This window comes from Serratia sp. LSHTC3 (assembly GCF_057197125.1).
In genome coordinates this window covers 819,813-844,075 of the sequence record NZ_JBXUNP010000002.1, presented here as the reverse complement: position 1 = coordinate 844,075, position 24,263 = coordinate 819,813, and the positions used below count along the sequence as shown (strand labels likewise).

The 24,263-nt window shown below is 62.0% G+C and carries 24 protein-coding genes; 11 read left to right on the top strand and 13 right to left on the bottom strand.

The window, feature by feature from the left end:
• Window positions 1-40: 40 nt before the first annotated feature.
• The 3 genes from AC2CGI_RS11335 to AC2CGI_RS11325 all read right to left on the bottom strand — a co-directional run bounded on the left by AC2CGI_RS11335 (window position 41) and on the right by AC2CGI_RS11325 (window position 2,868).
• Window positions 41-1,063, bottom strand: coding sequence for an alcohol dehydrogenase catalytic domain-containing protein (locus tag AC2CGI_RS11335; protein ID WP_130054906.1), 1,023 nt, complete (start codon window positions 1,061-1,063; stop codon window positions 41-43).
• Between the two features lie 167 nt (window positions 1,064-1,230).
• Complete coding sequence (locus AC2CGI_RS11330) at window positions 1,231-2,142, bottom strand: LysR family transcriptional regulator (RefSeq protein WP_004941330.1); 912 nt, start codon at window positions 2,140-2,142, stop codon at window positions 1,231-1,233.
• 60 nt (window positions 2,143-2,202) lie between these two features.
• On the bottom strand, window positions 2,203-2,868 hold the full coding sequence (locus AC2CGI_RS11325) for a TetR/AcrR family transcriptional regulator (RefSeq protein ID WP_076740297.1): 666 nt from the start codon (window positions 2,866-2,868) through the stop codon (window positions 2,203-2,205).
• Window positions 2,869-2,961: 93 nt separating this feature from the next.
• On the opposite strand from AC2CGI_RS11325, the gene AC2CGI_RS11320 reads away from it, so the two are divergent.
• Together AC2CGI_RS11320 and AC2CGI_RS11315 are read left to right on the top strand one after the other, a co-directional pair.
• The gene (locus AC2CGI_RS11320; protein ID WP_076740298.1) at window positions 2,962-3,660 is read left to right on the top strand and encodes a DAPG hydrolase family protein; all 699 of its coding nucleotides are present in this window, start codon (window positions 2,962-2,964) and stop codon (window positions 3,658-3,660) included.
• Window positions 3,661-3,753: 93 nt separating this feature from the next.
• Window positions 3,754-5,058 carry an MFS transporter gene (locus tag AC2CGI_RS11315; protein WP_004941321.1) on the top strand — a complete coding sequence of 435 codons (1,305 nt, stop codon included), beginning with the start codon at window positions 3,754-3,756 and terminating at the stop codon, window positions 5,056-5,058.
• Between the two features lie 28 nt (window positions 5,059-5,086).
• On the opposite strand, the gene AC2CGI_RS11310 is transcribed toward AC2CGI_RS11315, so the two are convergent.
• Window positions 5,087-6,298: an MFS transporter gene (locus AC2CGI_RS11310; protein WP_076740299.1), complete on the bottom strand. Its 1,212-nt coding sequence runs from the start codon at window positions 6,296-6,298 to the stop codon at window positions 5,087-5,089.
• A gap of 107 nt (window positions 6,299-6,405) precedes the next feature.
• On the opposite strand from AC2CGI_RS11310, the gene AC2CGI_RS11305 reads away from it, so the two are divergent.
• The 3 genes from AC2CGI_RS11305 (at window position 6,406) to AC2CGI_RS11295 (ending at window position 10,207) form a co-directional block, all read left to right on the top strand.
• Complete coding sequence (locus AC2CGI_RS11305; RefSeq protein ID WP_076740300.1) at window positions 6,406-7,347, top strand: LysR family transcriptional regulator; 942 nt, start codon at window positions 6,406-6,408, stop codon at window positions 7,345-7,347.
• A gap of 161 nt (window positions 7,348-7,508) precedes the next feature.
• On the top strand, window positions 7,509-8,768 hold the full coding sequence (locus AC2CGI_RS11300; protein WP_004941315.1) for an MFS transporter: 1,260 nt from the start codon (window positions 7,509-7,511) through the stop codon (window positions 8,766-8,768).
• Window positions 8,765-10,207 (top strand): glycoside hydrolase family 32 protein, encoded by a 1,443-nt coding sequence (locus AC2CGI_RS11295; RefSeq protein WP_076740301.1) that lies wholly within the window; start codon window positions 8,765-8,767, stop codon window positions 10,205-10,207. The genes AC2CGI_RS11300 and AC2CGI_RS11295 overlap by 4 nt, the downstream gene beginning before the upstream one ends.
• A 41-nt stretch (window positions 10,208-10,248) precedes the next feature.
• On the opposite strand, the gene AC2CGI_RS11290 is transcribed toward AC2CGI_RS11295, so the two are convergent.
• The 3 genes from AC2CGI_RS11290 to AC2CGI_RS11280 form a co-directional block, all read right to left on the bottom strand.
• Window positions 10,249-11,250 carry a LacI family DNA-binding transcriptional regulator gene (locus AC2CGI_RS11290; RefSeq protein ID WP_015377647.1) on the bottom strand — a complete coding sequence of 334 codons (1,002 nt, stop codon included), beginning with the start codon at window positions 11,248-11,250 and terminating at the stop codon, window positions 10,249-10,251.
• Between the two features lie 69 nt (window positions 11,251-11,319).
• Window positions 11,320-11,883: a HutD/Ves family protein gene (locus AC2CGI_RS11285; RefSeq protein WP_076740302.1), complete on the bottom strand. Its 564-nt coding sequence runs from the start codon at window positions 11,881-11,883 to the stop codon at window positions 11,320-11,322.
• Entirely contained in the window at window positions 11,883-13,253 is a 1,371-nt protein-coding gene (locus tag AC2CGI_RS11280; protein ID WP_076740303.1) for a formimidoylglutamate deiminase, read from the bottom strand. Before AC2CGI_RS11280 ends, AC2CGI_RS11285 begins: the two co-directional genes overlap by 1 nt.
• Before the next feature lie 181 nt (window positions 13,254-13,434).
• On the opposite strand from AC2CGI_RS11280, the gene hutC reads away from it, so the two are divergent.
• The 4 genes from hutC to AC2CGI_RS11260 all read left to right on the top strand — a co-directional run bounded on the left by hutC (window position 13,435) and on the right by AC2CGI_RS11260 (window position 18,144).
• Window positions 13,435-14,190 (top strand): histidine utilization transcriptional repressor HutC, encoded by a 756-nt coding sequence (gene hutC, locus AC2CGI_RS11275; protein ID WP_015377644.1) that lies wholly within the window; start codon window positions 13,435-13,437, stop codon window positions 14,188-14,190.
• A gap of 157 nt (window positions 14,191-14,347) precedes the next feature.
• Window positions 14,348-15,571 (top strand): imidazolonepropionase, encoded by a 1,224-nt coding sequence (hutI, locus tag AC2CGI_RS11270; RefSeq protein ID WP_004941304.1) that lies wholly within the window; start codon window positions 14,348-14,350, stop codon window positions 15,569-15,571.
• A complete protein-coding gene (gene hutG, locus AC2CGI_RS11265) occupies window positions 15,568-16,371 on the top strand; it encodes an N-formylglutamate deformylase (protein ID WP_004941302.1) in 804 nt (267 codons plus the stop codon). Before hutI ends, hutG begins: the two co-directional genes overlap by 4 nt.
• A gap of 237 nt (window positions 16,372-16,608) precedes the next feature.
• Window positions 16,609-18,144, top strand: coding sequence for a serine hydrolase domain-containing protein (locus tag AC2CGI_RS11260; RefSeq protein WP_015377642.1), 1,536 nt, complete (start codon window positions 16,609-16,611; stop codon window positions 18,142-18,144).
• Window positions 18,145-18,147: 3 nt separating this feature from the next.
• Here AC2CGI_RS11260 and AC2CGI_RS11255 read toward each other — a convergent pair whose 3' ends face one another.
• Entirely contained in the window at window positions 18,148-18,678 is a 531-nt protein-coding gene (locus AC2CGI_RS11255) for a chorismate mutase (RefSeq protein WP_031300507.1), read from the bottom strand.
• 114 nt (window positions 18,679-18,792) lie between these two features.
• Window positions 18,793-19,296: an anti-virulence regulator CigR family protein gene (locus AC2CGI_RS11250; protein WP_004941297.1), complete on the bottom strand. Its 504-nt coding sequence runs from the start codon at window positions 19,294-19,296 to the stop codon at window positions 18,793-18,795.
• A gap of 442 nt (window positions 19,297-19,738) precedes the next feature.
• Between AC2CGI_RS11250 and AC2CGI_RS11245 the strand changes: the two genes are divergently transcribed.
• On the top strand, window positions 19,739-19,918 hold the full coding sequence (locus tag AC2CGI_RS11245; protein WP_031300509.1) for a hypothetical protein: 180 nt from the start codon (window positions 19,739-19,741) through the stop codon (window positions 19,916-19,918).
• Between the two features lie 55 nt (window positions 19,919-19,973).
• Here AC2CGI_RS11245 and AC2CGI_RS11240 read toward each other — a convergent pair whose 3' ends face one another.
• Together AC2CGI_RS11240 and AC2CGI_RS11235 are read right to left on the bottom strand one after the other, a co-directional pair.
• Window positions 19,974-20,852 (bottom strand): nucleoside-specific channel-forming protein Tsx, encoded by an 879-nt coding sequence (locus AC2CGI_RS11240; protein WP_031300510.1) that lies wholly within the window; start codon window positions 20,850-20,852, stop codon window positions 19,974-19,976.
• A gap of 356 nt (window positions 20,853-21,208) precedes the next feature.
• Complete coding sequence (locus AC2CGI_RS11235) at window positions 21,209-21,850, bottom strand: HD domain-containing protein (RefSeq protein WP_025302558.1); 642 nt, start codon at window positions 21,848-21,850, stop codon at window positions 21,209-21,211.
• Between the two features lie 115 nt (window positions 21,851-21,965).
• Here AC2CGI_RS11235 and AC2CGI_RS11230 point away from each other — a divergent pair, with 115 nt between their 5' ends.
• Entirely contained in the window at window positions 21,966-22,946 is a 981-nt protein-coding gene (locus AC2CGI_RS11230; protein WP_025302557.1) for a GlxA family transcriptional regulator, read from the top strand.
• Between the two features lie 2 nt (window positions 22,947-22,948).
• Here AC2CGI_RS11230 and AC2CGI_RS11225 read toward each other — a convergent pair whose 3' ends face one another.
• Complete coding sequence (locus AC2CGI_RS11225) at window positions 22,949-23,221, bottom strand: hypothetical protein (RefSeq protein WP_004941292.1); 273 nt, start codon at window positions 23,219-23,221, stop codon at window positions 22,949-22,951.
• Window positions 23,222-23,294: 73 nt separating this feature from the next.
• The gene (gene yddG, locus AC2CGI_RS11220) at window positions 23,295-24,188 is read right to left on the bottom strand and encodes an aromatic amino acid DMT transporter YddG (RefSeq protein ID WP_021505526.1); all 894 of its coding nucleotides are present in this window, start codon (window positions 24,186-24,188) and stop codon (window positions 23,295-23,297) included.
• Window positions 24,189-24,263 lie beyond the last annotated feature (75 nt).

Here is a 24,263-nt window from a genome sequence, read left to right as displayed (position 1 = left end):
CTTCATACCTGTCTGCAAGGGCCGAACCCTCGGCCCTTTCTCACATCGCCGACGGCACGAAAACCCCACGAAAACGCATGTTGCCGGAGGCAAGCCGCTCATAAGCCTCCGTGGCTTGATCGAGCGTGAAAGTCTCGACCATCGGTTTCACTTTGCCTTTCGCCGCCAGGTTCAGCACCTCACTCAGGTAGCGCTGCCCACCGTGGGTCGATCCGATCACCCGCTGACGCATCATATGGAACGGCACCCCTTCCGAAGAGATCGCGAACGGTTTACTGAAGTCCAGCCCGCACAGCACCACGCGGCCATCGACCCGCAAGCCGCTCATCGCCTCCTGCGCGGAGTCGAAGTCATTGGTGGTCACCAGCAGAATGTCCGCGCCGCCGTTCTCCCGCAGCGCCTGGCCGGAGGCGACGATGCGATCGGCGCCCAGTTGCTTCGCCAGCGCGTGCTTGTCCGGCGAGTGGGTGATGGCAACGGTATCGAAACCGCAGGCTTTCGACAGTTGCAACGCGACGTGCCCCAGCCCGCCAATGCCTAACACCGCCACCGTCTCATGCGGCAGCGGCGCCGCGTCGCGCAGGCCGCTCCAGGTGGTATACCCCGCACACATCATCGGCGCGGCGTCGATGTAAGACAGCCCGTCCGGCAGCAACACCGTGCCTTCAGCGGCGATGGCGATATACTCGGCGTGGCCGCCCTGGGCGGCAAAACCGGTGGTGCGCGGCGCCGGGCAGTTCATCGCCGTTTGCCCGGTTAGCGGCCGATTCTCACGGCAGTACGGGCAGCGGCCGCAGGCCGATTGCACCCAGGTGGTGCCGACGCGATCGCCAATCTGCCGCGTATGCACGCCGGCCCCTACCTCAACCACTTCCCCCACCACTTCATGGCCGGGCGTTTGCGGGTAGATATCGCCGCCATATCCTTGCGTCGCCCATACGTCGGTATAACACATGCCCGAGGCGTGCACTTTGACCAGAACCTGGCCCGGCTCTGTGCGGGGCATCGGCACCTGTCTGATTTCCCAGGGCCGGTTGGCGCCGGTCATAACTACCGCTTTCATCTTCTTATCCATCATCAACTCCTCGCAGCAGGGTGGCGCCCGGCGGTTGCCCGGCGTCTCCTCATGAGCGTAAGGCAGGCTCCACGCCGCAACAATGCAGGCGAACCTCACTGTGGAGATGAAGGCGGCTCACTAATTGGCGTAGCCAAAAGCAGAACGCGAACGCATCAGGACTGCGCCGCGCGCAGATACTCGATCAACGCCTTCAGCGCGCCCGACACGTGGCGATGGCCGGAGTAATAGAGGCACAGCCCCGGATAAGCCGGACACCACGCGTCCAGCGCGCGCTCCAGGCGCCCATCGTGCAGCGCTTCCAGCGCCAAATGTTCAGGAACGAAAGCGATGCCGATACCGTCGATGGCGGCGTCCACCATCAGAGGCTGATCGGTCAGCGTCAGCGAGCCGGTAACGCCGATCGACTCGCTCACGCCATCACGTTCGAATTCCCAGCGGTAAATCGTGCCGCTGTCGAAGCGAAAGCGGATGCAGTTATGACGCAGCAAATCCTGCGGCGTCGCCGGGCGCCCATGGACGGCGAAATAGCCGGGCGCGGCGATGGCGGCGAAACGCACGGGCGGGCTGACGCGCATCGCGATCATGTCCTGCGGTACGGCTTCCGCCAGCCGAATGCCGGCATCAAACCCCTCGGCGACGATATCGCTCAGCTTGCCGTCGCAGACGATATCCAGGTGGATATGGGGGTACTCGCGCAGAAAATCAGCCAGCAACGGACGCAATACCAGCCTGACTGCCCCTTCGCTGGCGTTGATGCGCACGGTGCCGCTCGGCGTGGCGCGCCATTCATCCACTTCATGCAGCGCCTGCGAAATAGACGACAGCGCCGGGCGCAGCTGCGCCGCCAAACGCTCACCCGCTTCGGTCGGCGCCACGCTGCGCGTGGTGCGGTTGAACAGCCTCACCCCAAGCCGCTGTTCCAGGTTTTTTATCGAGTGGCTGACCGCCGACGGCGTCACCTCCAGCTCCACCGCCGCCGCGTGAAAGCTGCGATGGGTGGCGACGGCCAGAAAAACGGTCAAGGCGAACAGATCGCCCTGCTTGAACGGGTAAGCAGCATTCATGTGGGCATCGCGAAAAAGTGATATGGATTGAACAATCAACATGCCACAGATGAATACGGCTCACAATGTGGCGCACTCCGCGTTTTCGCCGCGCAGCAGCCCCGGCATCACCAGCGCCACCGCCGCCGCGATGCGTTCGTCGATCGCGCTGCCCGGCGGCAGCAGTCCCAGCGTCATCTGGCGCAGCGGTTCGGCGATGGCCATCGCCAGCAGTAGATCGCTGGTTTGCGCCCAGTCGCGCTCACGCAGCCACCCGCACTGCTGCTGGCGCCGCAGCCAGTCCGCCACCGTCGCCCGTCCGCGCTGAATGCCGTTGCGCTGATAGCTGTCCAGCAGCGCCTCGCGCCCCGGAAACTCGCTTTGCAGCAGCCGAAACATCCCCACCGCTTCGGCACTCAATACCTGCTGCGCCACCGCCTTCAGCCCTTTTTCCAACAGCGGCGCCACCGCCTCACACCCCCCGGCATCCTGGGCGAAGGCCGGCTGAAACGCCTCGGTCCAGCCGCTCACCGCCTGCGCCACCAGTTCGTCGCGATTGGCGGCAAAGCGATACAGGGTTTTTTTAGCTACCCCGGCGCGTTTCGCCACCGCATCCACCGTTGCCGCGGCGTATCCGCCGTCGAGCAGCAGCGCCAGCGTCGCCTGCGTCAGCGCGGCGCGCAGCGCCGTTTCCGGCGTGGCCGGCCGGCCGCGAGCGCGCAGCGGTTCTTCATTCGGGTTCGCCATAATTGTTCCTCACAAGCGTTGACAGACTCAGCATAACGGCATAGCTTTATTTTTGAAACGAATTTCGTTTCCAAAATAAAACAGGAACCCATTATGACACATCCTTCCCTGCTGGCGCCCTGGGGCGTCAACGATATCAACGAGTTGCTCAGGCCCGAGCCGCTGCGGCTGGAAATGGGGCTGAGCCGCAGCGCCGACGGTTTGCTGACCGTCGCGGTCCGTACCGATCTGCACGGCTGTAAGGGGCGCATGCTGGACTGGTGGTTCACCTTCTTTGAGAACACGCAGCACATCAACTGGTGGCACCCGCACGATCACGTCGAACATCGCGGCTGGGACCGCCATTGGAAAAAAGGGGAAAGCTACGTCGGCGCCAGCATCGAAGCGATCGAATGGCTGGCGGAGCTGCCGCCGGTTGCGGCGCGCCTCAAGTTTCACGCCGCCGAGGACTTCTTCGCACCGCAGCCGCTGCGCCAGGCGCGCGATGCGCAGGCGCTCTCCGCCGCCGTGTGCGCGCGCATCGGCTTCGGCGACCAGGTGGCGTTGGATGACAACGGCGATCCCTGTGACGGCGAGATGCTGCATCTGGTACGTGATACGCCCTATGGGTGCGTGCTGCGCAGCCGCTTCCTGCTGGGTAAAGCCTGCGCCAACGCCCACGACGAACTGGCGGACGATATCGGGTTTAACCTGATGCGCCACTGCTACAACGAGTTCAGCTATCTGGCGCAGTTCCTGCCGTCGCTGTACTACGCCGAAAATGGCCGTGAGCCGGCGCCGTTGCTCTGGTGAATCGCGCCTCACAGTTCCCGCTGAAATCAATTGATTGTTTTGTCGTATAAATTTAGAACTGACGAACAATAATTCAAATGTATGGGAACGGGGATGAATCAACAGACTCTCGACGCGCGCCGCTCGCGTCAGGCGTTGCTGGCCGGCTCGGTCGGCAACTTTATCGAATGGTATGAGTTCGGCGTATACGGGTTCCTGGCCACCGTTATCGCCGCCAATTTTTTCACCCTGCAGGGTGAAAATGAAATCACCAGCCTGATCCTCACCTACGCCGCCTTTGCGCTGGCGTTTTTCTGCCGACCGATCGGCGCGGTGATCTTCGGCCGCATCGGCGATCGCATCGGCCGCCGGCCGACGCTGATTGCGGTTCTGCTGCTGATGACGCTGGCCACCGCGCTGATCGGTGTCATGCCGACCTACGCTTCGATCGGCGTCGCCGCCCCGCTGCTGCTGACGCTGCTGCGCATGTTTCAGGGGTTGTTCGCCGGCGGCGAATTCGGCGGTGCGGTATCGCTGATGACCGAGTTTGCTCCCAAGGGCAAGCGCGGGCTGTTCGGCGCCTGGCAATCGCTGACCGTCGCGCTCGGCCTGCTGGCCGGGGCCGGACTGGTGGCGCTGCTGGCCGCGCTGCTCAGCGCACAGCAGTTGCATGACTGGGGCTGGCGTATTCCCTTCCTGCTGGCGCTGCCGATGGGCGCCGTGGCGCTGTGGCTGCGGCTCAAGCTCGAGGAAACGCCCACGTTCACCCAGGCGCAGCAACGTGCGGAACACGCCGCCCCACCGCCGGAAGCGAAGCTGGGCGGCGTGGTGAAAACCATTCTGATCGGCATCGGCCGCATGATGGGTTGGTCGGCCGCCGGCTATACCTTCCTGGTGGTGATGCCTTCCTATTTGCAAACCTCGCTGCACGCCACCTTCCAACAGGCGCTGGTGGCGACGGTGCTGGCCAACGTCGGTTTCGCCCTGACCATTCTGCCGGCGGGCATCATCAGCGACAGGCTGGGACGAAAAACGGTGATGCTGACGGCGGTGGCGGCGGTGATCCTGTTTACCTTTCCGCTGCTGCACCTGTTGCAGGATGCGCAAAGTTCACTGTGGGTCAAAGGGCTGGCGGTCATGATCGCCGGCGCCGTAGTCGGCCTGCTGGCCGGTCCCGGCCCGGCGATGCTGGCGGAGATGTTCCCGACCCGGGTGCGTTATACCGGTTTGGGGCTGGCTTACTCACTTTCCAATGCGGTGTTTTCCGGCTCGGCCGGGTTGATTATCACCGGCCTCATCAAACAGACCGGCAATATCGATATTCCCGCCTACTACGTGGTCGCCACGTCGGTGGTCAGCCTGTTTGCGCTGATGACGCTGCGCCGTGACGATCACCTGCGTTCGCTGAACGAACGTTAATCTCGCTACAGGGGGCGACGCCGCCCCCTCAGCGCGCCGCGGCGCGGCGTTCGGCGCTGAAGCCGCGCTTTGCACTGCCCCAGGCAATGCTCCACCCCACCAGCAACAGGACAAAAGCCATCCACGGGATGGCGTTAGCGCCGACGTTTGCCAGCAGAATTCCGCCCAACGCGCCGCTGACGGCAAAAGCCAGATTAAAGAAAGTGACCAGCAGCGACTGGGCGAGATCGGCATGCTCACCCGCTGCATCCGCCAGTGATGTCTGCAACAGCGTTGGCGCACCGCCGAAACTCAATCCCCATGCCGCCATGCCAACGTAAACCGCCCCGGCGGGCAAACCGTTCACGCCAAACGCCAGCGCCACCAACGCGAAGGCCGCCAGGCTGAACAGCACCAGCGCACGCAGCCAGCGATCCACCCATAAGCCGGTCAGCGCAATGCCCGCAACGGCGGCGATGCCGAACGCCAACAGCGCCAAATCCACCCTGGCCGCCAGGCCGCGCGCGGCAAGATAGGGCGCAAGATAGGTATACAGCGTGTAATGAGCCAGGATCCAACACGCCAATACGGCAAGGATAGGCCGCACGCCGGGAAGACAGAAAACCTCACGCAAACGCGCATTGCCTGGCGTTCGGCGACCGTAAAATTCGGGCAGCGTCAGCCGGATCCACACTAGCAGCAACGCGCTCAAGCTCGCCAGCACGGCAAAAATCCAGCGCCAATCCAACAGTTCGCCAAGCCAGGCGCTCATCGGTACGCCCAACGCCAACGCCAGCGGGATCCCCAGCATGGCGATCGCCATCGCCCGCCCTTGCAATGAGACGATGGCCAGGCGGCGCGCGTAACCCGCGAGCAGACTCCACGTCACCCCGGTAGCGATGCCGACCAAAAAGCGCGCCCCCAGCGTCACGCCAAAACAGGGTGACAACGCCGTCACCGCGTTGCAGATCAAAAAGATGCCGATCGCCAACAACAGCAGTCGGCGACGCGGCCACCCGCCCAGCGCCAACGTCAGCGGGATCGCCGCCGCCCCGGCGCCCAGCGCGCACAACGTCACCATTTGCCCCGCCCACGCCTCGCTGATGCTCATGCCTCGGGCTATCTGCGGCAGCATGCCGGCCGGCACAGTCTCATTAGCGGTCGCGATGAAGCTGCTCATCGTCAGCGCCAGCAATGCTTTCAGCGGCGGCAGCGCGCCATGCGCATTATCGTTATCGGTGGAAACAGAGTGAACATTCATTACTAACAACTCCCATGGTCAATTGCAGAGTCATCAGCGTCTCACCTTGCATACGGATTGATAATTGGCCTACCATTTGAATTATTTTCAAATCCAGATTGATAAAAATGGCAACGGACAGACTGGGCGACATGCGTTTATTTGCCGAAGCGGCGGCATCGGGCAGCCTTTCTGCCGCCGGCCGCAAACTCGGCCTTTCCCCCGCCGCCGCCAGCGCGCGGTTGTTCAAGCTGGAAGCGGCGCTGCACAGTAAACTCTTCGATCGCACCACTCGCCGCCTGCGTCTCACTGAAGAAGGGCGCATTTATCTGCAACACTGCACCCTCGCGTTGCAGGCGATTGCCGACGGCGAGGCGGCTCTGCAGGCCAGCCAAAGCGGCGTGTGCGGTAAACTTCGCCTCTCGGCCTCCGCCGATTTCGGGCGCAACCTTCTCAATCAGTGGATTGAAGAATTTTGCGCCGAACACCCCCGGCTGCAGATCGCGCTGACACTGTCGGACTCCCTATCCAACCTGCTGCAGGACGATCTGGATATCGCCATTCGTTTCGGCGCGCCGCGCGAAGAAACGCTCATCGCGCGGCGCCTGGCCGCCAGCCGACGCGTGCTGTGCGCCTCTCCGGCGTATCTGGCGCAATATGGCGAGCCGCGCACGCCGGCCGATCTCACCGGCCATCGTTTTATCGTACTGGTGACCGCAGCCGGCCCGCTGAATACGTTCCATTTCTCCCTGGACGGCCAGGCCTGGAGCCACACGGTGCCGCTGGAGAGCGCCTGGGAGACCAATGACGGCGCGCTGGCACGCCAGTGGGCTTTAGCGGGGCACGGCATCGCGCGTAAAACCATCTGGGATGCGGCGGACGATATCCGCAGCGGGCGTCTGAACGTCATTCTTCCCGACTTCACCCCGCATGAAGCCGGGATCTACGCCGTGTTTCGCCGCTCGCCCTATCAGCCGCCGCGCGTGCGCCTGCTGTTGGATTTCTTGATCGCCCGCTTTGCGGCCGCCAGCCAATCACCGCCGTTTCATGTCCCCCCGCAGGATGAGTAACCACGCTCGTTAATCCGCGTCTCTGCGTGAGAAACATCACAAATCAATAATGTTAACGTTAACTTTTGTGATTAACATCGCATGTGTGATATCGGACAGCTTCATCCCTTCGCGAGTTAACGTTAACAATAAAGCTGATTTCACTCACCGGGACCTTATCCATGAACCGCGAAACGAAAAAATATTACGTGCTGCTCAGCGGCCTGCTGTTCTTCTTTTTCTTCACCTGGTCTTCCAGCTTTTCGCTGATCTCACTCTGGCTGAATCAGAAGATCGGCCTGAAAGGCGCCGAGACCGGCCTGATCTTCTCCGCTATCTCGCTGGTGGCGCTGTGCGCACAGCCGCTGTACGGTTTTATTCAGGACAAACTTGGGCTGCGCAAGCACCTGCTGCAGTTTCTCGGCGTGATGCTGCTGCTGACCGGCCCGTTCTTTATCTACGTTTACGCCCCGCTGCTGGCGAGCAGCCTGCCGCTGGGTGCGTTGGTCGGCGGGCTGTTCATCGGTGCCACTTTCTTCGCCGGCATCGGCGCGCTGGAATCTTATACCGAGCGCGTCAGCCGCATCAGCGGTTTCGAATTCGGCCGCGCCCGCATGTGGGGCTCGCTCGGCTGGGCCAGCGCCACCTTTCTGGCCGGTTTTATCTTCAATATCGATCCGAACATCAATTTCTGGCTGGCCTCCGCCGCCGCCGTGGTGTTCCTGGTGCTGCTCAGCCAGGTGCGCGAGCTGAAGCCGAACGCCATGGCCGGCCTGGCGTTTGGCAAACCGGAGAACCTGCGGCTGCAGGACGCGCTGGCGCTGCTGCGCATGCCGGGCTTCTGGGCGTTGGTGGTGTTTGTGCTCGGCATCAGCGTATACAACGTTTTCGATCAGCAATTTTCGGTCTACTTCGCCTCACAGTTCGCGTCACGCGAACAGGGCAACGAGATGTACGGTTTTCTCAACTCGCTGCAGGTCTTCCTCGAAGCCGGCGGTATGTTTCTGGCTCCGCTGTTGGTGAACCGCATCGGCGCCAAGCAGGGGCTGTTGCTGGCGGGCAGCGTGATGGCGCTGCGCATGTTCGGCTCCGGCTTGGTCAGCGGCGCCTTGATGATCTCCGCCATGAAACTGCTGCACGCCGTAGAGTTGCCGATCCTGCTGATCGCTATCTTCAAATACATCGCCAGCCGCTTCGACAGCCGCCTCTCCTCCACGCTGTACCTGGTGGGCTTTCAGTTCATCACCCAGGTGATGGCCAGCTTCCTGTCGCCGCTGGCGGGCTACGGTTATGACCGCATCGGCTTTGCCGACACCTATCTGCTGATGGGCTGTGCGGTCGCCGCCACGACGCTTGTTTCCTGTTTCCTGCTGCGCGGCGAACGTTCCGCCACGGCAGCGCCCTTTCCATCCGCCATTAAATCAAGTGAGTCTGTCCAATGAACACTGCCTTAGCTCAAGCCGACCATGCGGTCGAGGCCCTGCGCGCAGAGCGCCCAGACGATTACTACCCGCAGTTCCATCTCGCGCCGCCCGCCGGCTGGATCAACGATCCCAACGGCCTGATCTGTATTGACGGCGTCTATCATGCGTTCTTCCAGCATCACCCCTATAGCGAACACTGGGGGCCCATGCACTGGGGGCACGCGACCAGCCGCGATCTGATCCGCTGGCAGCACCAGCCCATCGCCCTGGCACCCGATGCGCCCTATGACCAAGACGGTTGCTTTTCCGGCTGCGCCGTGGATAACAACGGCGTGCTGACGCTGATTTATACCGGCCACGTGTGGCTGGGCGAGCCCGGCGACGACAGCCAGGTGCGGGAAGTGCAATGTCTGGCCACCAGCGAAGACGGCATACGCTTCGTCAAGCACGGGCCGGTGCTGGCCCCGCCGGACGGCGTTCAGCATTTCCGCGATCCGAAAGTCTGGCGCGAGAACGGCGAATGGTGGCTGGTGGTCGGCGCTAAAGAAAACGGCCTGGGCCAGGTACGCCTGTACCGTTCTGCAGACCTGCGCGCCTGGCGCTTCGATCGGGTGCTGGCCGGCGCGCAAACGGCGCATCAAGGGTATATGTGGGAATGCCCGGATTTCTTCCCGCTGGGGGAACAACACCTGCTGCTGTTCTCGCCGCAGGGCCTGGCGGCACAGGGCTACCGCTACCGCAATCGCTTCCAGAGCGGCTATCTGCTCGGCCACTGGCGACCTGACAGCGACTTCAGGGTGACCCAACCCTTCTGCGAGCTGGATGCCGGCCACGATTTCTATGCGCCGCAGACCTTCACCGCCGCCGACGGCCGTCGGCTGCTGTTTGCCTGGATGGATATGTGGGAATCACCGATGCCCAGCAAAGCGCACCGTTGGGCCGGCGCCCTCACCCTGCCGCGTGAGCTGACGCTGGCCGCCGACGGCAGCGTTCGCATGAACCCGGCGCGTGAACTGGCGGCGCTGCGCCGAGAATCGCACTCGTTTTTGGCGCAGACACTGACCAATCAGCATTTGCCGCTGGCGAACGATGTGCAGGAACTCACTCTGACATTGAGACCGGCCGACAACGACGCCGAGCGTTACGGGCTGGCCATTGGGAGTGCGGCGCGGCTGTTCGTCGATAATCAGGCGCACCGACTGGTACTGGAACGTTTTCATGAAAACCCCGCCCTGAACACCTGCCGCAGCGTGCCGCTGCCGGAGGGTGACATCCTGTCGCTGCGGATCTTTATCGACCGTTCATCGCTGGAGATTTTCGTTAATCAGGGATTGGCCTGCCTGACCAGCCGCATTTATCCGACGGAGGGAGATCGCCGCCTCAGCCTGTTTGCCGAGGGCGGACGGGCAGAGTTCGAGCCCATCACAGGATGGCAGCTGGCTAGCATCTGGGGATAGTGGGAATGAGCACCGGGCGCGCAGCGACGCACCCGGTGCGGTTACAGCGAACCACGCGCCAACAGCGGGCAAGGCACTTTCACCGTATCACGCTGTTCCCGCTGCTCGATCACATGCAGCGCCGCAAGGCGGCCCAGCTCGTAGTGCGGCAATTGCACCGTCGTCAACGCCGGCAGGAACAGCTCGCCGATGCCAACCATGTTGTCGTAGCCCAGCACCGCCACCTGTTGCGGTATCCGCCATCCTTGCGCCAGCAACACCTGATAAACCAGAAAGGCTATCCGATCGTTCCCGCATACCACGACATCGCAATCGCGCCGGCCGGCAGAGAAATGCCGCGCCAGCAGCGCGACGCAGTCGCGATAGCCTTGATCGCCGCCGCTCAGATCGAGATGATACTGCCGCAGCTGTTCAACATCGCGCCCTGCATCGCGCCAGGCGCGCTCCAGACCGCGGCGGCGCAGCCCCGCCGCCAGCGTATCCGCCGGTAAATGTATGCACAGCGGCGAACGATAGCCTTTGGCGATCAGCGTGCGCATCGCGTCATACTGGCCTTGCTCGTCATCAGGAATGTAGCTGGCGATCGCATGCGCCGGGCTGACGCAGTTGGCCAGCACCAGCCTTTTGTCCAGCAGTTTGGCCGGCACATCCACCTGACGCAGCCCCATGGTGGTGAAGATCACGCCGTCCGGGCGATGCGCCAGCAGCAGATCGACGGTCTGTTCGGCGTTGTCGTCGGCAAACAGATTGACGACGAAGCTGTTCCAGCCGTGCTCGCGCGCGGTTTTTTCAATCGACAGGATCATGTCCACCGAGAACGGCGTCGTGGCGGTGTCCAGCGCCAGCACGCCGAGCGTCTGTACGCGATTTCCGTCACCACGAATACGCCGCGCCGACAGATCCGGCACATAGTCCAATTGGTCGATAGCCTGTTTGACGCGCCGATAGGTTTCCGGCCGCAGCTTGCCGGGCTCATTGATGGCGCGGGACACCGTCATCAACGAGACTCCGGCAAGTTTTGCGACGTCTTTCAGCGAAGCCATGCGCCCTTCTTTATGATTAATGAGGAAAAGTGAATAATCCCATAACCAGGCGCAGGACTCTACTCCGCGTTAGCAGGCTGTGATGTCCGCCCACAGAATAGCGCCGTCGGCCGTCAGCGGCCTCACCTCGCCGCTCACCGCCTGCGCCGTCCACCAGACGCCTTCGCGCGCCCGCAGCTCGCCGCCCCCCGGCAGCGACCAGACTCCGCTCAGCACATACAGCACGCCCGCCCGGTTGGGTAGCAGGGTGACGGGCGCCGTGCTGCGCCGCACCTCGGCCGCCTGCCGGCCGCGGCGCGTCATAATGTTGAAATCCTGACTGGCGCCGCCCAGCAGCGTCGCTTCCAGCGCCACGTCGCCGGAAAACGCGAACGGCTCCCCGACGCGCGCCAACTGATGGTCGATATGCCCAGCGCTGAACAGCCGCACGCCGTCGCCTTCCAGCAGGGTGATCGAACGATCGATGCCCGCAAAAGCGGAAAACGGCCCGTCCTGCGCGATGGTGGCGATGCTGGCGCGCCAGTCAAAATCCTGCGCGCCCGGCGGCCAGCTGACGATTTCGCGGGTTTCCCCACCGCCGTTGCGCCACGGGCTGACCGGCAGCGCGGCAAAGTTAAAACGGGTCAGGCCCATTACGCCTCCTGCTGAAAGGTTTTCAGCACCTGCAGGAACTCGGCGCTGCTCTGCTGCTGCAGCGCGTGCCGTCCCTGCTCGATCACCTGCCGGCCGCCGACGAATACGTCGCGAATTTGCTCTTTGCCGCCGGCGAACAGCCAGCGGTTAAGGATCGAGGCGTCCGGCGCCGCCGCCAGATACGGATCGTCGCCGTCCAGCACCAGCCAGTCGGCGCGATAGCCGCTCTGCAGCCGACTGATCGGCGCGCCGCATGCCTGCGCGCCGCCCTGCAGCGCCTGCGAGTACAGCACATCGCCCACCGCCGACTGTTCCGGCGTCGTCAGGCGATTGCGACGCTGATCGCGCAGCCGCTGGCCGTATTCAAACCAGCGCAGCTCTTCCACCACGTTGAGCGAAACGTGGCTGTCGGAACCGATGCCCCAGCGCCCCTGCAGCTGCAGGTACGCGTCGCCGGGGAAAATACCGTCGCCGAGGTTGGCTTCGGTGGTCAGACACAGGCCGGCCACCGCGCGGCTGCGCGCCAGCGCTTCCAGCTCGTCGCGATCCAGATGGGTGGCGTGCACCAGACACCAGCGCTGATCCACCGGCAGATGGTCATACAGCCAGGCCACCGGGCGCTGCCCGCTCCACGCCAGGCAATCGTTCACCTCTTTTTGCTGCTCGGCGATATGAATATGCACCGGCAAGGTGCGATCCGACGCGGCCAAAATCTGCTGCATCTGCCCCAGCTCCACCGCACGCAGCGAGTGGAAGCACAGCCCCTGATTCTGCAACGGGCGATCCGCCAGTTGGCGAGCAATCACCTGCTGCTGTTGCAGATAGCCTTCGGCATCCTGGATAAACCGTTTCTGCCCCGGTTGGGCCGGCTGGGCGCCAAAACCGGCGTAGCTGTACAGCACCGGCAGCATCGTCATGCCGATGCCGGCCTGATGCGCGGCCTCGCTGAGGCGGCCGGTCATCTCACCGCGATCGGCGTAAGGCTTGCCGTCGGCGTCGTGATGCAGGTAGTGGAATTCGGCCACCTGGGTATATCCGCCCTTGAGCATTTCGATATACAGTTGACGGGCGACCACCTCCACCTGCTCCGGCGTCAGGCGCTGCACCAGCCGATACATCAGATCGCGCCAGGTCCAGAAGCTGTCCTGCGGGTTGCCCGCCACTTCCGCCAGCCCCGCCATCGCGCGCTGGAAAGCGTGGGAGTGCAGGTTCGGCATGCCCGGCACCGCATCGCCGTGCAGCCGGGTGCAGCCTTGCGGTTCAGCGTCGGCGGTAACTTGAGTCAGGTAACCTTGCGCATCGACGTCCAGCCGGACGTTATGCGCCCAGCCCTCAGGGAGCAAAGCGCGTGGGGCAAAATAAGCAGGCATGGCAGTATTCCACGGTTGATGTAACGGTGAATGAGGCGCGGCGATGGCGCGCATTCAGGAATTTTTTGGCGGCCGCCGGCAAGTTTCTGGCGCGACGGCCACTAGTTGTATATACATATACATACGCCGACATCAACAGTAAACTGGTGTTATTATTTTTTTATTTGACGAGGTTAACGTCGTGGCTGAACAACAGACCGTGTTACAACTGGCGGCTGCAATGAGCGATGCCCCCGCCCCGATCTACCAACGGGTCAAACAGGCGATCGTGAATCAAATCCGTGCGGGGCATTGGCAACCGCACCAGCGCGTGCCCTCCGAAAGTGAACTGGTGGCGGAACTGGGCGTCAGCCGCATGACCATCAACCGCGCGCTGCGCGAGCTGACCAGCGAAGGTTTTTTGATCCGCATGCAGGGCGTCGGCACCTTCGTCGCCGAAGCCAAGGCGCATACCGCACTGCTGGAAGTGCACAACATCGCCGATGAGATCGCCGCGCGCGGTCATCGCCACAGCAGTAAAATCCTCGAGCTGAAGGCCCGCCCGGCCAGCGAGGAAGAAGCGACGGCGCTGGGCATTCAGCCCGGCCAACGGCTGTTCTACTCCCAGATCGTGCATTACGAAAACGACGTGCCGGTGCAGGTGGAAGACCGCTGCGTCAACCCGCTGGTGGCGCCGGATTACCTGAAGCAGGATTTCGACCGCGTCACCCCTTACACCTACCTGACGCAGGCCGCGCCGCTGACCGCCGGCGAACACATCGTCGAAGCGGTGATCCCCACCCGGCGGGAGCGCGAGCTGCTGCAGCTGGAGGATCACGAACCCGGCCTGCTGATCCATCGCCGCACCTGGTCCGGCAAAACCGTGGTGACCTCGGCGCGGTTGCTGTACCCCGGCAGCCGCTATCAGCTGTTCGGCCGCTTCACCAGCGAAGTCTGAACCCCGGCGGGCGCGCCCTGCGCCCGCATCTCCGCTGTCGATCACATCCTGATAACAAAATCTCGCCCGCCTCTTGTGACATCCCGGTGAATGCGTTAGGTTATTTTTAATTGTATATACAACCATGTGGGAGCTGCGGCTCCGGCGGAGGAAAGCAATGACGTCTGAGATCCACTGTGACAGCCTGTGGCACGGCGCCGATATCGTCACCATGCGCGACGGTAAATATCACACCCTGACCGACGGCGCGATCGCCGTACGCGACGGCAAGATTGTCTGGATTGGCGAACATGCGGCGCTGCCGCCCGATCTTATCGCGGACGAAACGGTGAAATTCGACGGCGGCATCATCACCCCCGGCTTTGTTGACTGCCACACGCACCTGGTGTTCGGCGGCAATCGCAGCGGCGAGTTCGAACAGCGGCTGAACGGCGTAAGCTACGCCGACATCGCCGCGCAGGGCGGCGGCATCATCTCCACCGTGAAAGCCACCCGCGAGGCCGACGAAGCGTTGCTGCTGGAGCAGGCGCTGTTCCGCCTGCGGCCGCTGCTGGCGGAAGGCGTCACCTGCGTGGAGATCAAATCCGGCTATGGCCTCAGCCCGGAGAGCGAACTGAAAATGCTGCGGGTGGCGCGCAAGTTGGGCGAGCTGCTGCCGGTCGAGGTGAAAACCACCTGTCTGGCGGCCCATGCGCTGCCGCCGGAATACGCCAACCGCGCCGACGACTACATCAATCTGGTCTGCGACACCATCATCCCGCAGGCGGCGGCCGCCGGTCTGGCGGATGCGGTCGACGCCTTCTGCGAGCATCTGGCGTTCTCACCGGCGCAGGTGGAGCGCGTCTTCGCCGCCGCCGAAGCCGCCGGTCTGCCGGTCAAACTGCACGCCGAACAGCTCTCCGCCCTCGGCGGCAGCACGCTGGCGGCGCGCCATCACGCGCTCTCCGCCGACCATCTCGAATACGCTACCGAGCAAGACGCCCGCGCCATGGGCGACGCCGGCACCGTGGCGGTGCTGCTGCCGGGCGCTTACTACCTGCTGCGTGAAACCCAATGCCCGCCGGTAGAGCTGTTCCGCAAACACCACGTGGCGATGGCGATCGCCAGCGACGCCAACCCCGGCACGTCGCCGGCACTGTCGCTGCGCCTGATGATCAACATGGCCTGCACGCTGTTCCGCCTGACGCCGGAAGAAGCGCTCGCGGGCGTCACCACCCACGCCGCCAAAGCGCTGGGGCTGCAACACAGCCACGGCACGCTGGAAACCGGCAAGGTGGCGGACTTCGTTCACTGGCCGCTGTCGCGGCCGGCGGAACTGGCTTATTGGTTGGGCGGCCAGCTGCCCTGTACGGTGATTTTCCGAGGAGAAGTACGTCAATGACCATTCGCGATCCTTTTAGCTTCCAGACCGGCAGCCTGCCGCTGCTGATCAGCATCCCGCACGCCGGCACACAACTGACTCCGGCGGTCGAAGCCGGGCTGACCGACGACGCTCGCCCGCTGCCCGATACCGACTGGCACATTCCGCAGCTGTACGACTTCGCCCGGGCGATGGGCGCCAGCGTACTGGTCGGCAACTACTCGCGCTTCGTCATCGATTTGAACCGCCCGGCGGACGACAAGCCGCTGTACACCACCGCCACCACCGGCCTGTATCCCGACGTGCTGTTCGACGGTCGCCCAAGCTTCCTGCCGGGCAAAGCGCCTACGGACGAAGAACGCGCCCTCTACCTGCAGCAAATTTGGCAACCTTATCATCAGCAGCTGCAGAACGAACTGGCGCGCCTCAAAGCGCGCCACGGCTATGCGCTGCTGTTCGACGCGCACTCGATCGCCTCGGTGATCCCACGGCTGTTCGACGGCCAGCTGCCGGATCTCAATCTCGGCACCAACGGCGGTGAAAGCTGCGCCCAGGCGCTGAGCGATCGGCTGGTCGCCTGCTGCGAGCAGCAACAGCAGTACACCCACGTGCTGAATGGCCGCTTCAAGGGCGGTTATATCACCCGCGCCTATGGTCAACCGCAGCAGCAACAGCATGCGATCCAGCTCGAACTGGCGCAGGTCAACTACATGTCCGAACAGTATCCTTTTGCGTTCGAGCCCCAGCGCGCCGCCTCGCTGCAGCGCCTGCTCAAGCAGATGATTGAAAGCCTGTTGGACGGTGCCGCCAGACTGAATTGATCCCCCTTTACAGGCGCCGCCGGGCGCCTGTTTTTCTCCTGCCTCTAACCGCAACGCCAGCAGCAATCTGCGCGCTATATCAAAGTTTCGCGTGATTCCCCGCTAGCTGGTCCAAACAGCGCACAAAACGGCGGCCGACGAAAAACGCACTGCGCCACAATCAGCCCAAAAGCCCGCGCTCAGCGCCGGGCGGCGTGTGGCCGAGCAGGCCCATTTCGAATACTCTCTGGAGGCCCTATGTCTGTAACACCGTTAAACTGGCGCGCTGCCGGCGCCTTGGCCGAACAACTGCTGGCCGGCTGGCAACGGCATGGCGAACCCGGCGGCGCCATCACCCTGTTTGACGCCCAACAACGCCGCGCCACCGCCTGCGCCGGCCTGGCCGATCTGGCGCAGAACACCCCCTTCACCGCCGACAGCGTGGTGCGTTATGCCTCAGTGACCAAGCATATCTTCGCCGCGCTGGCGCTGAACGCCACCGAGCGCGCCATTCGGCTGGAGCAACGCCTGGGTGAACTGCTCCCCGCCCTGCAGCCCGCGTTGGCGGACGTTACCGTCGGCCAGGCGCTGGACATGACCGGCGGCCTGCCCGACGTGCGCGAGACGCTCGGCCTGCTGGGCATCTCGCTGCACGCCGTCAGCGAGGCGCAGCCGGTGATGCAGTTCGTCGAGGGGCTGGAGAAATTGAACTACGAAGCCGGCAGCGAGATCGCCTACAGCAATACCGGCTATCGACTGCTGGAGGCCGCGCTGCGCAGCAAAGGGTATGATTTCGACCAACTGGTGCAACAGCACATCGCCCGGCCGCTGCAGGTGCAGATGCGGGCGCCGGAAAGCTGGTTCGACGTAGTGCCGGGGTTGGTGCCGGGTTACTGGCGTGCGCCGCAGGGCTGGCAACACGCCAGCGCCGGCCTGCACCTTTCCGCCTCCGGCAGCCTGACCGGCAGCCTCAACGCCCTCACCCGCTGGTTGCAGACGCTGCTGGCCGACGAGGGCCCCGGCCAAGGCGTGCTGGCGCAACTCGGCGCACCGCGCCGCCTTAATCAGGGCCAGCTCAGCGCCTATGGCCTGGGTCTGGCGCAAACCCCGCTGGGCCGCCGCCGCTTACTCGGCCACGGCGGTTCCCACGCCGGTTACAAAACCTATTTCCTGCTGGCGCCCGACCGTCAGGCCGGCGTCGCGCTGGTGGCCAACCGCGAAGACTGCGACAGCTTCGGCATGGTCTTACAGGTGATGGCGACGCTGCTGGGCGAACCGTTGCCGCAGCGTAGCGCGGCGATCCCCGATGGCCTCTATGCCACCCTGGCCGAGCCGCACTGGCTGGAGGTCAAAGACGGCAATCTGGCCTATCTGGGCAGCGGTGAGCCGCTGTATCAGGGCGAGGATGGGTACGCGGTGTCGCTGTCCGCCCATATGCCGATCAAATTGAAATGGACCGGTGAAGCGATCGAGGGCGAAGTCGGGCATGTGGCGCGCCGTTTCCTGCCGGTCACGGCCAACGGCGACTGCCTGAAGCATGTGCAGGGGCTGTGGTATCACCCGCACTATCGCACCGCCTTTGAAATTCGCGGCAATCGGGTGCATATCGGCGTCGGCCCGGCGGCGCAGACCGGCACGCTCAGCCCGCTCGGCCAGGGCCGCATGCTGGTGGAGTGCCAGGACGGCCCGTGGTTAAAACGCTTTTGCCTCTATTTTCGCGGTTACAACGTGGATCTCATCGCCAACCGCAGCCGGATGCTGACCTTCCGCCGCAGCACCGTCGGCCGCGACTGACGCTCAGCGTGCGCTGCCGGTTTTGACCGCCAGCAGCGCATCCGCCAGCCGCCGTTTGTCGGCGTCGCTGAGATTCACCTGATCCACCGACGCCATAAACGCCGCCCGATCCGCCTCGCCGAGCGGGCCGGCACGCAGCCGCTCCGCCAACCGTTGCAATATCTGGCTGCTCAGTTGCGCGATCTGCGGGCGCACCTGCGCCAACGGGCGCGGCTCCCAGCCGGATCCCGGGTTCGCCAACCAGTCGGCGCGATAGCGGTACTGAATCGCCTTGGCGGCGTCCATCTGCGCGGTGATAAAAGGCCGTACCGACGCCGGCTCCAGCCCCAAACGCCCCGCCTCCGCCTGCGCGCTGGCCAACACCTTCGCCTCCTGCGCCAGATCTTCGATCGGTAAATGCTGCTGCGCCTTGTAACCGGCAACGTCTTTCATCAACGACAGCCGTTGGTTCACCAGCTCGCCGATGGCGGCGGCGCCGCCCGCCAACGCGGGAAAACTGGTCAAACAGCAGGCTATCAATAACGCCCTGAACATGGCGCCTCCCTTATGATGCAGTGAAAACGTAAGGCCCAAAGTTCACCACGTCCGCCCCGCGCTGGCAAATAAAAAGGCCCCGCCGCAGCGAGGCCCGATAACGCTCGACAAACGTTAGTCGAAAACGCCATTGATCACGGAGGCCACAATCGCGGTGCTGAGTGCGACCAGCACCAGATCGTCGCCGGCGATACGCCACTCATAACCCGGGTACTGCGGCAACTCACGCAGCATCGAGTAAGGCACCACTTTTTTGGCGATACCCGGCGGCAGCGGTTTACCGCGCGCCAGATTTTTGGCGATGCCCGGTGGCAGCGAGCTGTAGCCGGTCAGGCCATAGTTGTGCGCCAGCGAACGGGCGCGGTCGCGCGAGAGGCTGACGGATACCAGATTATCGTCGTTCCTATAGCCGCCTTTATCTTTATTGCCTTTGTTGCCGTGATTGCCGTTGTTACCGTTGTTGCCATGGTTACCGTTATTGCCGTGATTGCCGCTGTTGCCATGGCCGTTTCCGTTGCCGTTACCATTGCCGCCTTTGTCGGCCAAGGCCGGGGCGGATGACAACCCCAGCGATGCAATCAGCGCCAACACCGTGAGAGTCGTACGACGTTTGTTCATGTTGTGTATTCCTGCGTGGGTGACTCTGTTGACTATAGCTGGCCTTTTCCAGACAAAGTATAAGGAAAACTCCGAGATGACAGTGCGGTTTTACGGCATTCGCGCCACTCTCTTGTTTTAACGCAAAATGCCTCGAAAATGCCGATGCTTGTCTCAGATTTTTCTTGAAGAAAAATAAGCCTTACGCTAGCGTGGGAAGGTAACAAAAAAGAGTTAGCGTGCTCTTTTTCGTCGCACCTCAAATCTTATTCTTATCATCCGTAATGATAATAGCGAACATTTCCCGCCTCTCCGTGCGGGATTCTTTTTCCCGCCGCTGTCGCCCCAATCTGGTGCTTTATGTTGAGATTTCGTTGCCGATAATTTACATTCGCTGTCTGAGAAACCTCAACCTCCCGCGGTGGCCAGGCTGGCAACGGGTGGGCGTTCAGGAGCAAAAGACGTGCAAATGACCCTCATGGAATACATCACTCGGCACTTTAACGGCGATCTTCATCAGTACGCGCAGTCGGAAGGCGTCAGCCGTGAACAAATCATTAGTTGGATAAATAATGAATGTCACGTGATCAAAGGCAGACTGTTTATGCCGGTGAAGCATCTCCCGGTTGAACAAGCCCAGTGATGACGAAAAAAAAACCCCGCCAGGCGGGGTTTTCTGTTTCTGATAGCACGGAAAATCAGAAGTTATAGCCGACCACGAGGTAATAACCCCAACCGGTAGACTTGATCGGGCCCTGCGGGGTGCCGATATCCGCGCCATCCTGCCACTGACCGCCGTTATGGAAATAACGCGCCACGAAAGAATAGTGCCAGTGATCGTAGTTCAGCGCCAAAATATGGCTGGAGGCGATAGAGTTGCCGGTGCGCACCTGTTTGCCGTTGATCGCGTTACCACTGTCCTTGCCCAGATCGGAACCGAAGTCGAAGTTGGTGAAGCCGATGTAGCTCAGGTTGCCGCCCCACACCTGGGTCAGCGGTACGAAGTATTTCACCTTGAAGCGGTAACCGTCCCAGCTGTTCTCGTTGGCAGCCTGGTAGTTTTCCCACTGGTATTTGGCATAGATGTTCATCGACAGGCTCATCGGCAGGCCGGTGTCGATATCGGTGCCCAGACCCATGTACCAGGTGTTTTGACGGCCGTCGGCGTTGTGGCCCAGATCATAGATGTAGTTGTTGGCGAAGTACCACTCTTTGAACGGACCGAAGCTCAGATCGGTGCCGGTCAGTTTGTCGATGGAGAAACGTGGTTCAATCTCCATAAACAGTGGGGAGCCTTTGTCCCAGATACCGCGATCCGGGGTGTTGCCTACGCCGAAGAACTTCGGCACGTCAACGTAACCGTAGAAATCGAACCAGTCTTTCTTGGCGAAGGCTTCGTATTCGAGATACACATCGTTATTCAGCTGCGGCCCGAAACGGGTGTGGTAGCTGCCCACCACGTTAACGCTCTGGTGCCACCAGTCGGAGACATATTGACTGTCTTTGCTATCAGCCATTGATGATGCACTGTAAGACGCTGCGAGCAGTACACCTGCTGCGAGAGCTATTTTTTTCATTTTATTACCACATGCTTAAAGGGCCATTTCCTGCCCGTTTAGAAAAGATGACAATGAGTCTGCCGACACCTGGCGTTGTCTTCACACAGAAACTCGGATGACGCGCGCATTATAGAAACCACTGACTGTAAGAATCTGTGATCCAGTTACGCATTTCGCGAATAGGTAATCGATTGCGTTCACATTTGTCAAATTATGTTTCATGCAAATTCACATTCGCTGTGATTTTTGTCATGCACCGCGTTTTTTAGCGCAGTTTTTGAGCCAACTGTCATCAACCGGCAATGAAGAGGAGTACGGCATTCAAGCGGGAAATGCCGGCGAAAACTCGCCGGCGAGAGAGAAGCGGCAGCCGATCACGCTGGCCACATCGAACGACGAATGAGGCTGCAAAAATTACCGCGAACAAAGCTCGGTTCCTTATCCGCCAGCACGTCCGCTTTGACGTTGCCGAAGGTGCTGTCCGGCTTATGTCGAATCCCGTCGTAAAACGCCTGAATAATCGCTTCCTTGAAGTTTGCCCCGCGGGGATGCAGCTCCACTACCTGCTCTCGCAGCGCCGCGTCATAGCCCTGGTAATTGATCCCTAACACATCCATCTCTACTCCCGCGGTCACCAGCGCAATCAGCGGGTGCATGTATTCCGGGATCCCCGGCGTGGTGTGTAACGCGATCGCCGTCCATACCCGATCGATATCCTGACGGCTGACCCCGTGCCCGCGTAAAAACTCGGCCGCCGCATCGGCGCCATCCACTTCGAAACGTTTGTCGCAGCTGCAGTGATCGTGCGTCAGTCCCATATCGTGAAACAGGCAGCCGACGTACAGCAGTTCAGGATCGTAAACCAGCTTGCGCTGCTGCCCCGCCAGCGCCGCCCAGTAATACACCCGGCTGGAGTGGTGAAACAGCAGATCTGATTCGGTGTCGCGCACTAACTCGGTCGCCTGACGCGCCATCGCGCTATCCGGCACGCTGATGCCGTTGATGGTTAAACTCATAACTCGATTCTCCCGTTGTCTGGAACCCGGTTAGATTAGGCGTTACACTGAATGTCCTCAATTGCCATTAATCAACCATTAGGGACATCCCCCATTCATCGGGATATCGCATGCCATGAGTAAAACCATCGCTATTCTCGCTGTGCCACAGGTGCAGCTGCTGGACGTTTCCGGTCCGCTGGATGTTTTCGCCGAGGCCAATCTGCAAGCCGGCTATGCCGCCTATCATCTGCAGGTAGTCGGAAAGACGCTGGCGCCGATCGTGTCCTCATCCGGCGTCAAACTCGTCCCGGATCTCGCCATCACCCAATGGCGTGAACAGGCGATCGACACGTTGCTCATCGCCGGTGCACCGGGTATCGCCGACGGCGAAAGCGAAACACGCACGCTGGACTGGCTACGCAGAGTGGTACCCCGCACTCGCCGCTACGGCTCGGTGTGCAGCGGCGCTTTTCTGCTGGCGGAGGCCGGCCTGTTGGATGGGCGGCAAATCACCACCCACTGGGCGGTAGCCGATCAATTGTGTCGCCGCTATCCTCAGGTCACGGTGGATAAAGACGCCATTTATGTGCGTGACGGGCGCCTGCAGACTGCCGCTGGCGTGACCTCAGGGCTGGATCTGGCGCTGATAATGGTGGAAGACGATTTAGGACGTGAGATCGCGCAGCGGGTCGCGGCCCAACTGGTGATGTTTTTCCGCCGTCCCGGCGGGCAGATGCAATTCAGCTATCGGGAACAGGCGACCCTGGCCGGGCGCTCAATGCTGCAGGAAGTGCAACGCTGGGCGATAGACAATATCGGGTTACCGCACAACGTAGCCAGCCTGGCGGAACGCGCCGGCGTCACCCCGCGGCATTTCAGCAGGCTGTTCGGCAACGAGGTCGGCACCTCTCCCGCTAAATGGCTCGAGGAAGCCCGCATCGCCGAAGCGCGCAGGTTATTGGAACTCGGCGTATTGGCGCCAAAACAGGTGGCGGCGCATTGCGGTTTTTCCAGTGCAGAGCTGATGCGGCGGGCATTTATCCGCCGGCTGGGGGTAACGCCGGCGGACTATCGAAAAATGTTTCTCGGTAAACAACTGCGGCGCGAAAGCTGAGATCAGTTCACCGCCGGCACCGCTTTGGCGATGTTTTCCTGGCGGAACGCCACCTCTTCACCGTTTTTCACCTCCCAACTGGCGACCGGAATATCGGTCTTGGGCGCCGCCGCGACGACCGAGCCGTAAATCAGCTTGTCGTCGCGACGCAAAATATAAACGTCGAGCTGATATTCATGTCGCAAATTCGCCGTGGTCAGGCGAACGGTATCGCCGCGCTCATAGTGATGCACGTCGATTTCAGGCTGTTGAATAAATTGAATGTCGCTTCTCATCGTCGTCGTTCCTTCAGGCAACATGGCTAGTTAAATTCTAGTTCAACATTGCGACGACAGCGGATAATTTCCGTTAATTTCCGCGAGTTGCCCGCCAACAGATCAGCGAACCGAGAGTGACCATCGCCACGCCCTGCCAGAAATTGACGGTCAGCGAGGTGTGCAACACCAACGCGGCGAACACCGCCGACAGCACCGGGGTAAAATAGGAGACGGTGGCCAGCAGCGTCATGTTGCCGTGCAAGATGCCGACGTTCCAGGCGGCATACCCCGCCCCCATAGCCACCCCGGCGCACAGCAGCGTTACGGTCACGCCGAGGCTGAACTGCATGCCGCTTTCCGCGCTGAAGGCGTACTTCAGCCACAGCGCCAGCGCGGTCAGCACGATGAACAGCACCACGCCGTTGCTGCCCTGGGCGATCTTCTTGGTCAGGTTGCAATACAGCGCCCAGATCACCGCACCGCTGAAGGCCAGCGCGTAGCTGAGCGGGTTGCTGCGCACGTTGGCCAGCATCTGCGCCGGCGACCAGCCGCCCTCGCCGCTCATGATCCAACCGATGCCGAACAGCGACAGCAGCAGCCCCGGCAGCAGCCACCATTTCGCTCTTTGGCCGTTAAGCACCAACGCCATCAGCACGGTGAAACAGGGCCACAGGTAGTTGATCATGCCCACTTCTATCGCCTGCAGGCGGGTGTTGGCGTAGCCGAGCGACAGCGACAGGCAGATCTCGTAACTGACGAACAGCAGGCTGCCGACGATGAGATAAGGCCGCGGAAAGCTGCGCCATTTCGGCACGCCGAGCGCCACCAGCAAAAACACCGCGCTGACGCTGTAGATCATCGCCGCGCCGCCGATCGGCCCCAGCCCTTCGCTGACGCTGCGGATCAGGCCGACGACGCTGCTCCATAGCACGATGGCCAACAAACCGAGCAACGTGGCGCGGGTACGCAAGGGCAAAGCGGGCATAAGGCAGGTCCAATAGGTTATTTTTTATCAGTTTTTTCACTCTACTGCCGCACGCGCCAAAAAGAAAGGCGGGAA

Bases quoted from the DNA above. Each gene is read 5' to 3' on its own strand.
- AC2CGI_RS11335 (WP_130054906.1), bottom strand. From the start codon at position 1,063: ATGAAAGCGGTAGTTATGACCGGCGCCAACCGGCCCTGGGAAATCAGA.
- AC2CGI_RS11330 (WP_004941330.1), bottom strand. From the start codon at position 2,142: ATGAATGCTGCTTACCCGTTCAAGCAGGGCGATCTGTTCGCCTTGACC.
- AC2CGI_RS11325 (WP_076740297.1), bottom strand. From the start codon at position 2,868: ATGGCGAACCCGAATGAAGAACCGCTGCGCGCTCGCGGCCGGCCGGCC.
- AC2CGI_RS11320 (WP_076740298.1), top strand. From the start codon at position 2,962: ATGACACATCCTTCCCTGCTGGCGCCCTGGGGCGTCAACGATATCAAC.
- AC2CGI_RS11315 (WP_004941321.1), top strand. From the start codon at position 3,754: ATGAATCAACAGACTCTCGACGCGCGCCGCTCGCGTCAGGCGTTGCTG.
- AC2CGI_RS11310 (WP_076740299.1), bottom strand. From the start codon at position 6,298: ATGAATGTTCACTCTGTTTCCACCGATAACGATAATGCGCATGGCGCG.
- AC2CGI_RS11305 (WP_076740300.1), top strand. From the start codon at position 6,406: ATGGCAACGGACAGACTGGGCGACATGCGTTTATTTGCCGAAGCGGCG.
- AC2CGI_RS11300 (WP_004941315.1), top strand. From the start codon at position 7,509: ATGAACCGCGAAACGAAAAAATATTACGTGCTGCTCAGCGGCCTGCTG.
- AC2CGI_RS11295 (WP_076740301.1), top strand. From the start codon at position 8,765: ATGAACACTGCCTTAGCTCAAGCCGACCATGCGGTCGAGGCCCTGCGC.
- AC2CGI_RS11290 (WP_015377647.1), bottom strand. From the start codon at position 11,250: ATGGCTTCGCTGAAAGACGTCGCAAAACTTGCCGGAGTCTCGTTGATG.
- AC2CGI_RS11285 (WP_076740302.1), bottom strand. From the start codon at position 11,883: ATGGGCCTGACCCGTTTTAACTTTGCCGCGCTGCCGGTCAGCCCGTGG.
- AC2CGI_RS11280 (WP_076740303.1), bottom strand. From the start codon at position 13,253: ATGCCTGCTTATTTTGCCCCACGCGCTTTGCTCCCTGAGGGCTGGGCG.
- hutI (WP_004941304.1), top strand. From the start codon at position 14,348: ATGACGTCTGAGATCCACTGTGACAGCCTGTGGCACGGCGCCGATATC.
- hutG (WP_004941302.1), top strand. From the start codon at position 15,568: ATGACCATTCGCGATCCTTTTAGCTTCCAGACCGGCAGCCTGCCGCTG.
- AC2CGI_RS11260 (WP_015377642.1), top strand. From the start codon at position 16,609: ATGTCTGTAACACCGTTAAACTGGCGCGCTGCCGGCGCCTTGGCCGAA.
- AC2CGI_RS11255 (WP_031300507.1), bottom strand. From the start codon at position 18,678: ATGTTCAGGGCGTTATTGATAGCCTGCTGTTTGACCAGTTTTCCCGCG.
- AC2CGI_RS11250 (WP_004941297.1), bottom strand. From the start codon at position 19,296: ATGAACAAACGTCGTACGACTCTCACGGTGTTGGCGCTGATTGCATCG.
- AC2CGI_RS11240 (WP_031300510.1), bottom strand. From the start codon at position 20,852: ATGAAAAAAATAGCTCTCGCAGCAGGTGTACTGCTCGCAGCGTCTTAC.
- AC2CGI_RS11235 (WP_025302558.1), bottom strand. From the start codon at position 21,850: ATGAGTTTAACCATCAACGGCATCAGCGTGCCGGATAGCGCGATGGCG.
- AC2CGI_RS11230 (WP_025302557.1), top strand. From the start codon at position 21,966: ATGAGTAAAACCATCGCTATTCTCGCTGTGCCACAGGTGCAGCTGCTG.
- AC2CGI_RS11225 (WP_004941292.1), bottom strand. From the start codon at position 23,221: ATGAGAAGCGACATTCAATTTATTCAACAGCCTGAAATCGACGTGCAT.
- yddG (WP_021505526.1), bottom strand. From the start codon at position 24,188: ATGCCCGCTTTGCCCTTGCGTACCCGCGCCACGTTGCTCGGTTTGTTG.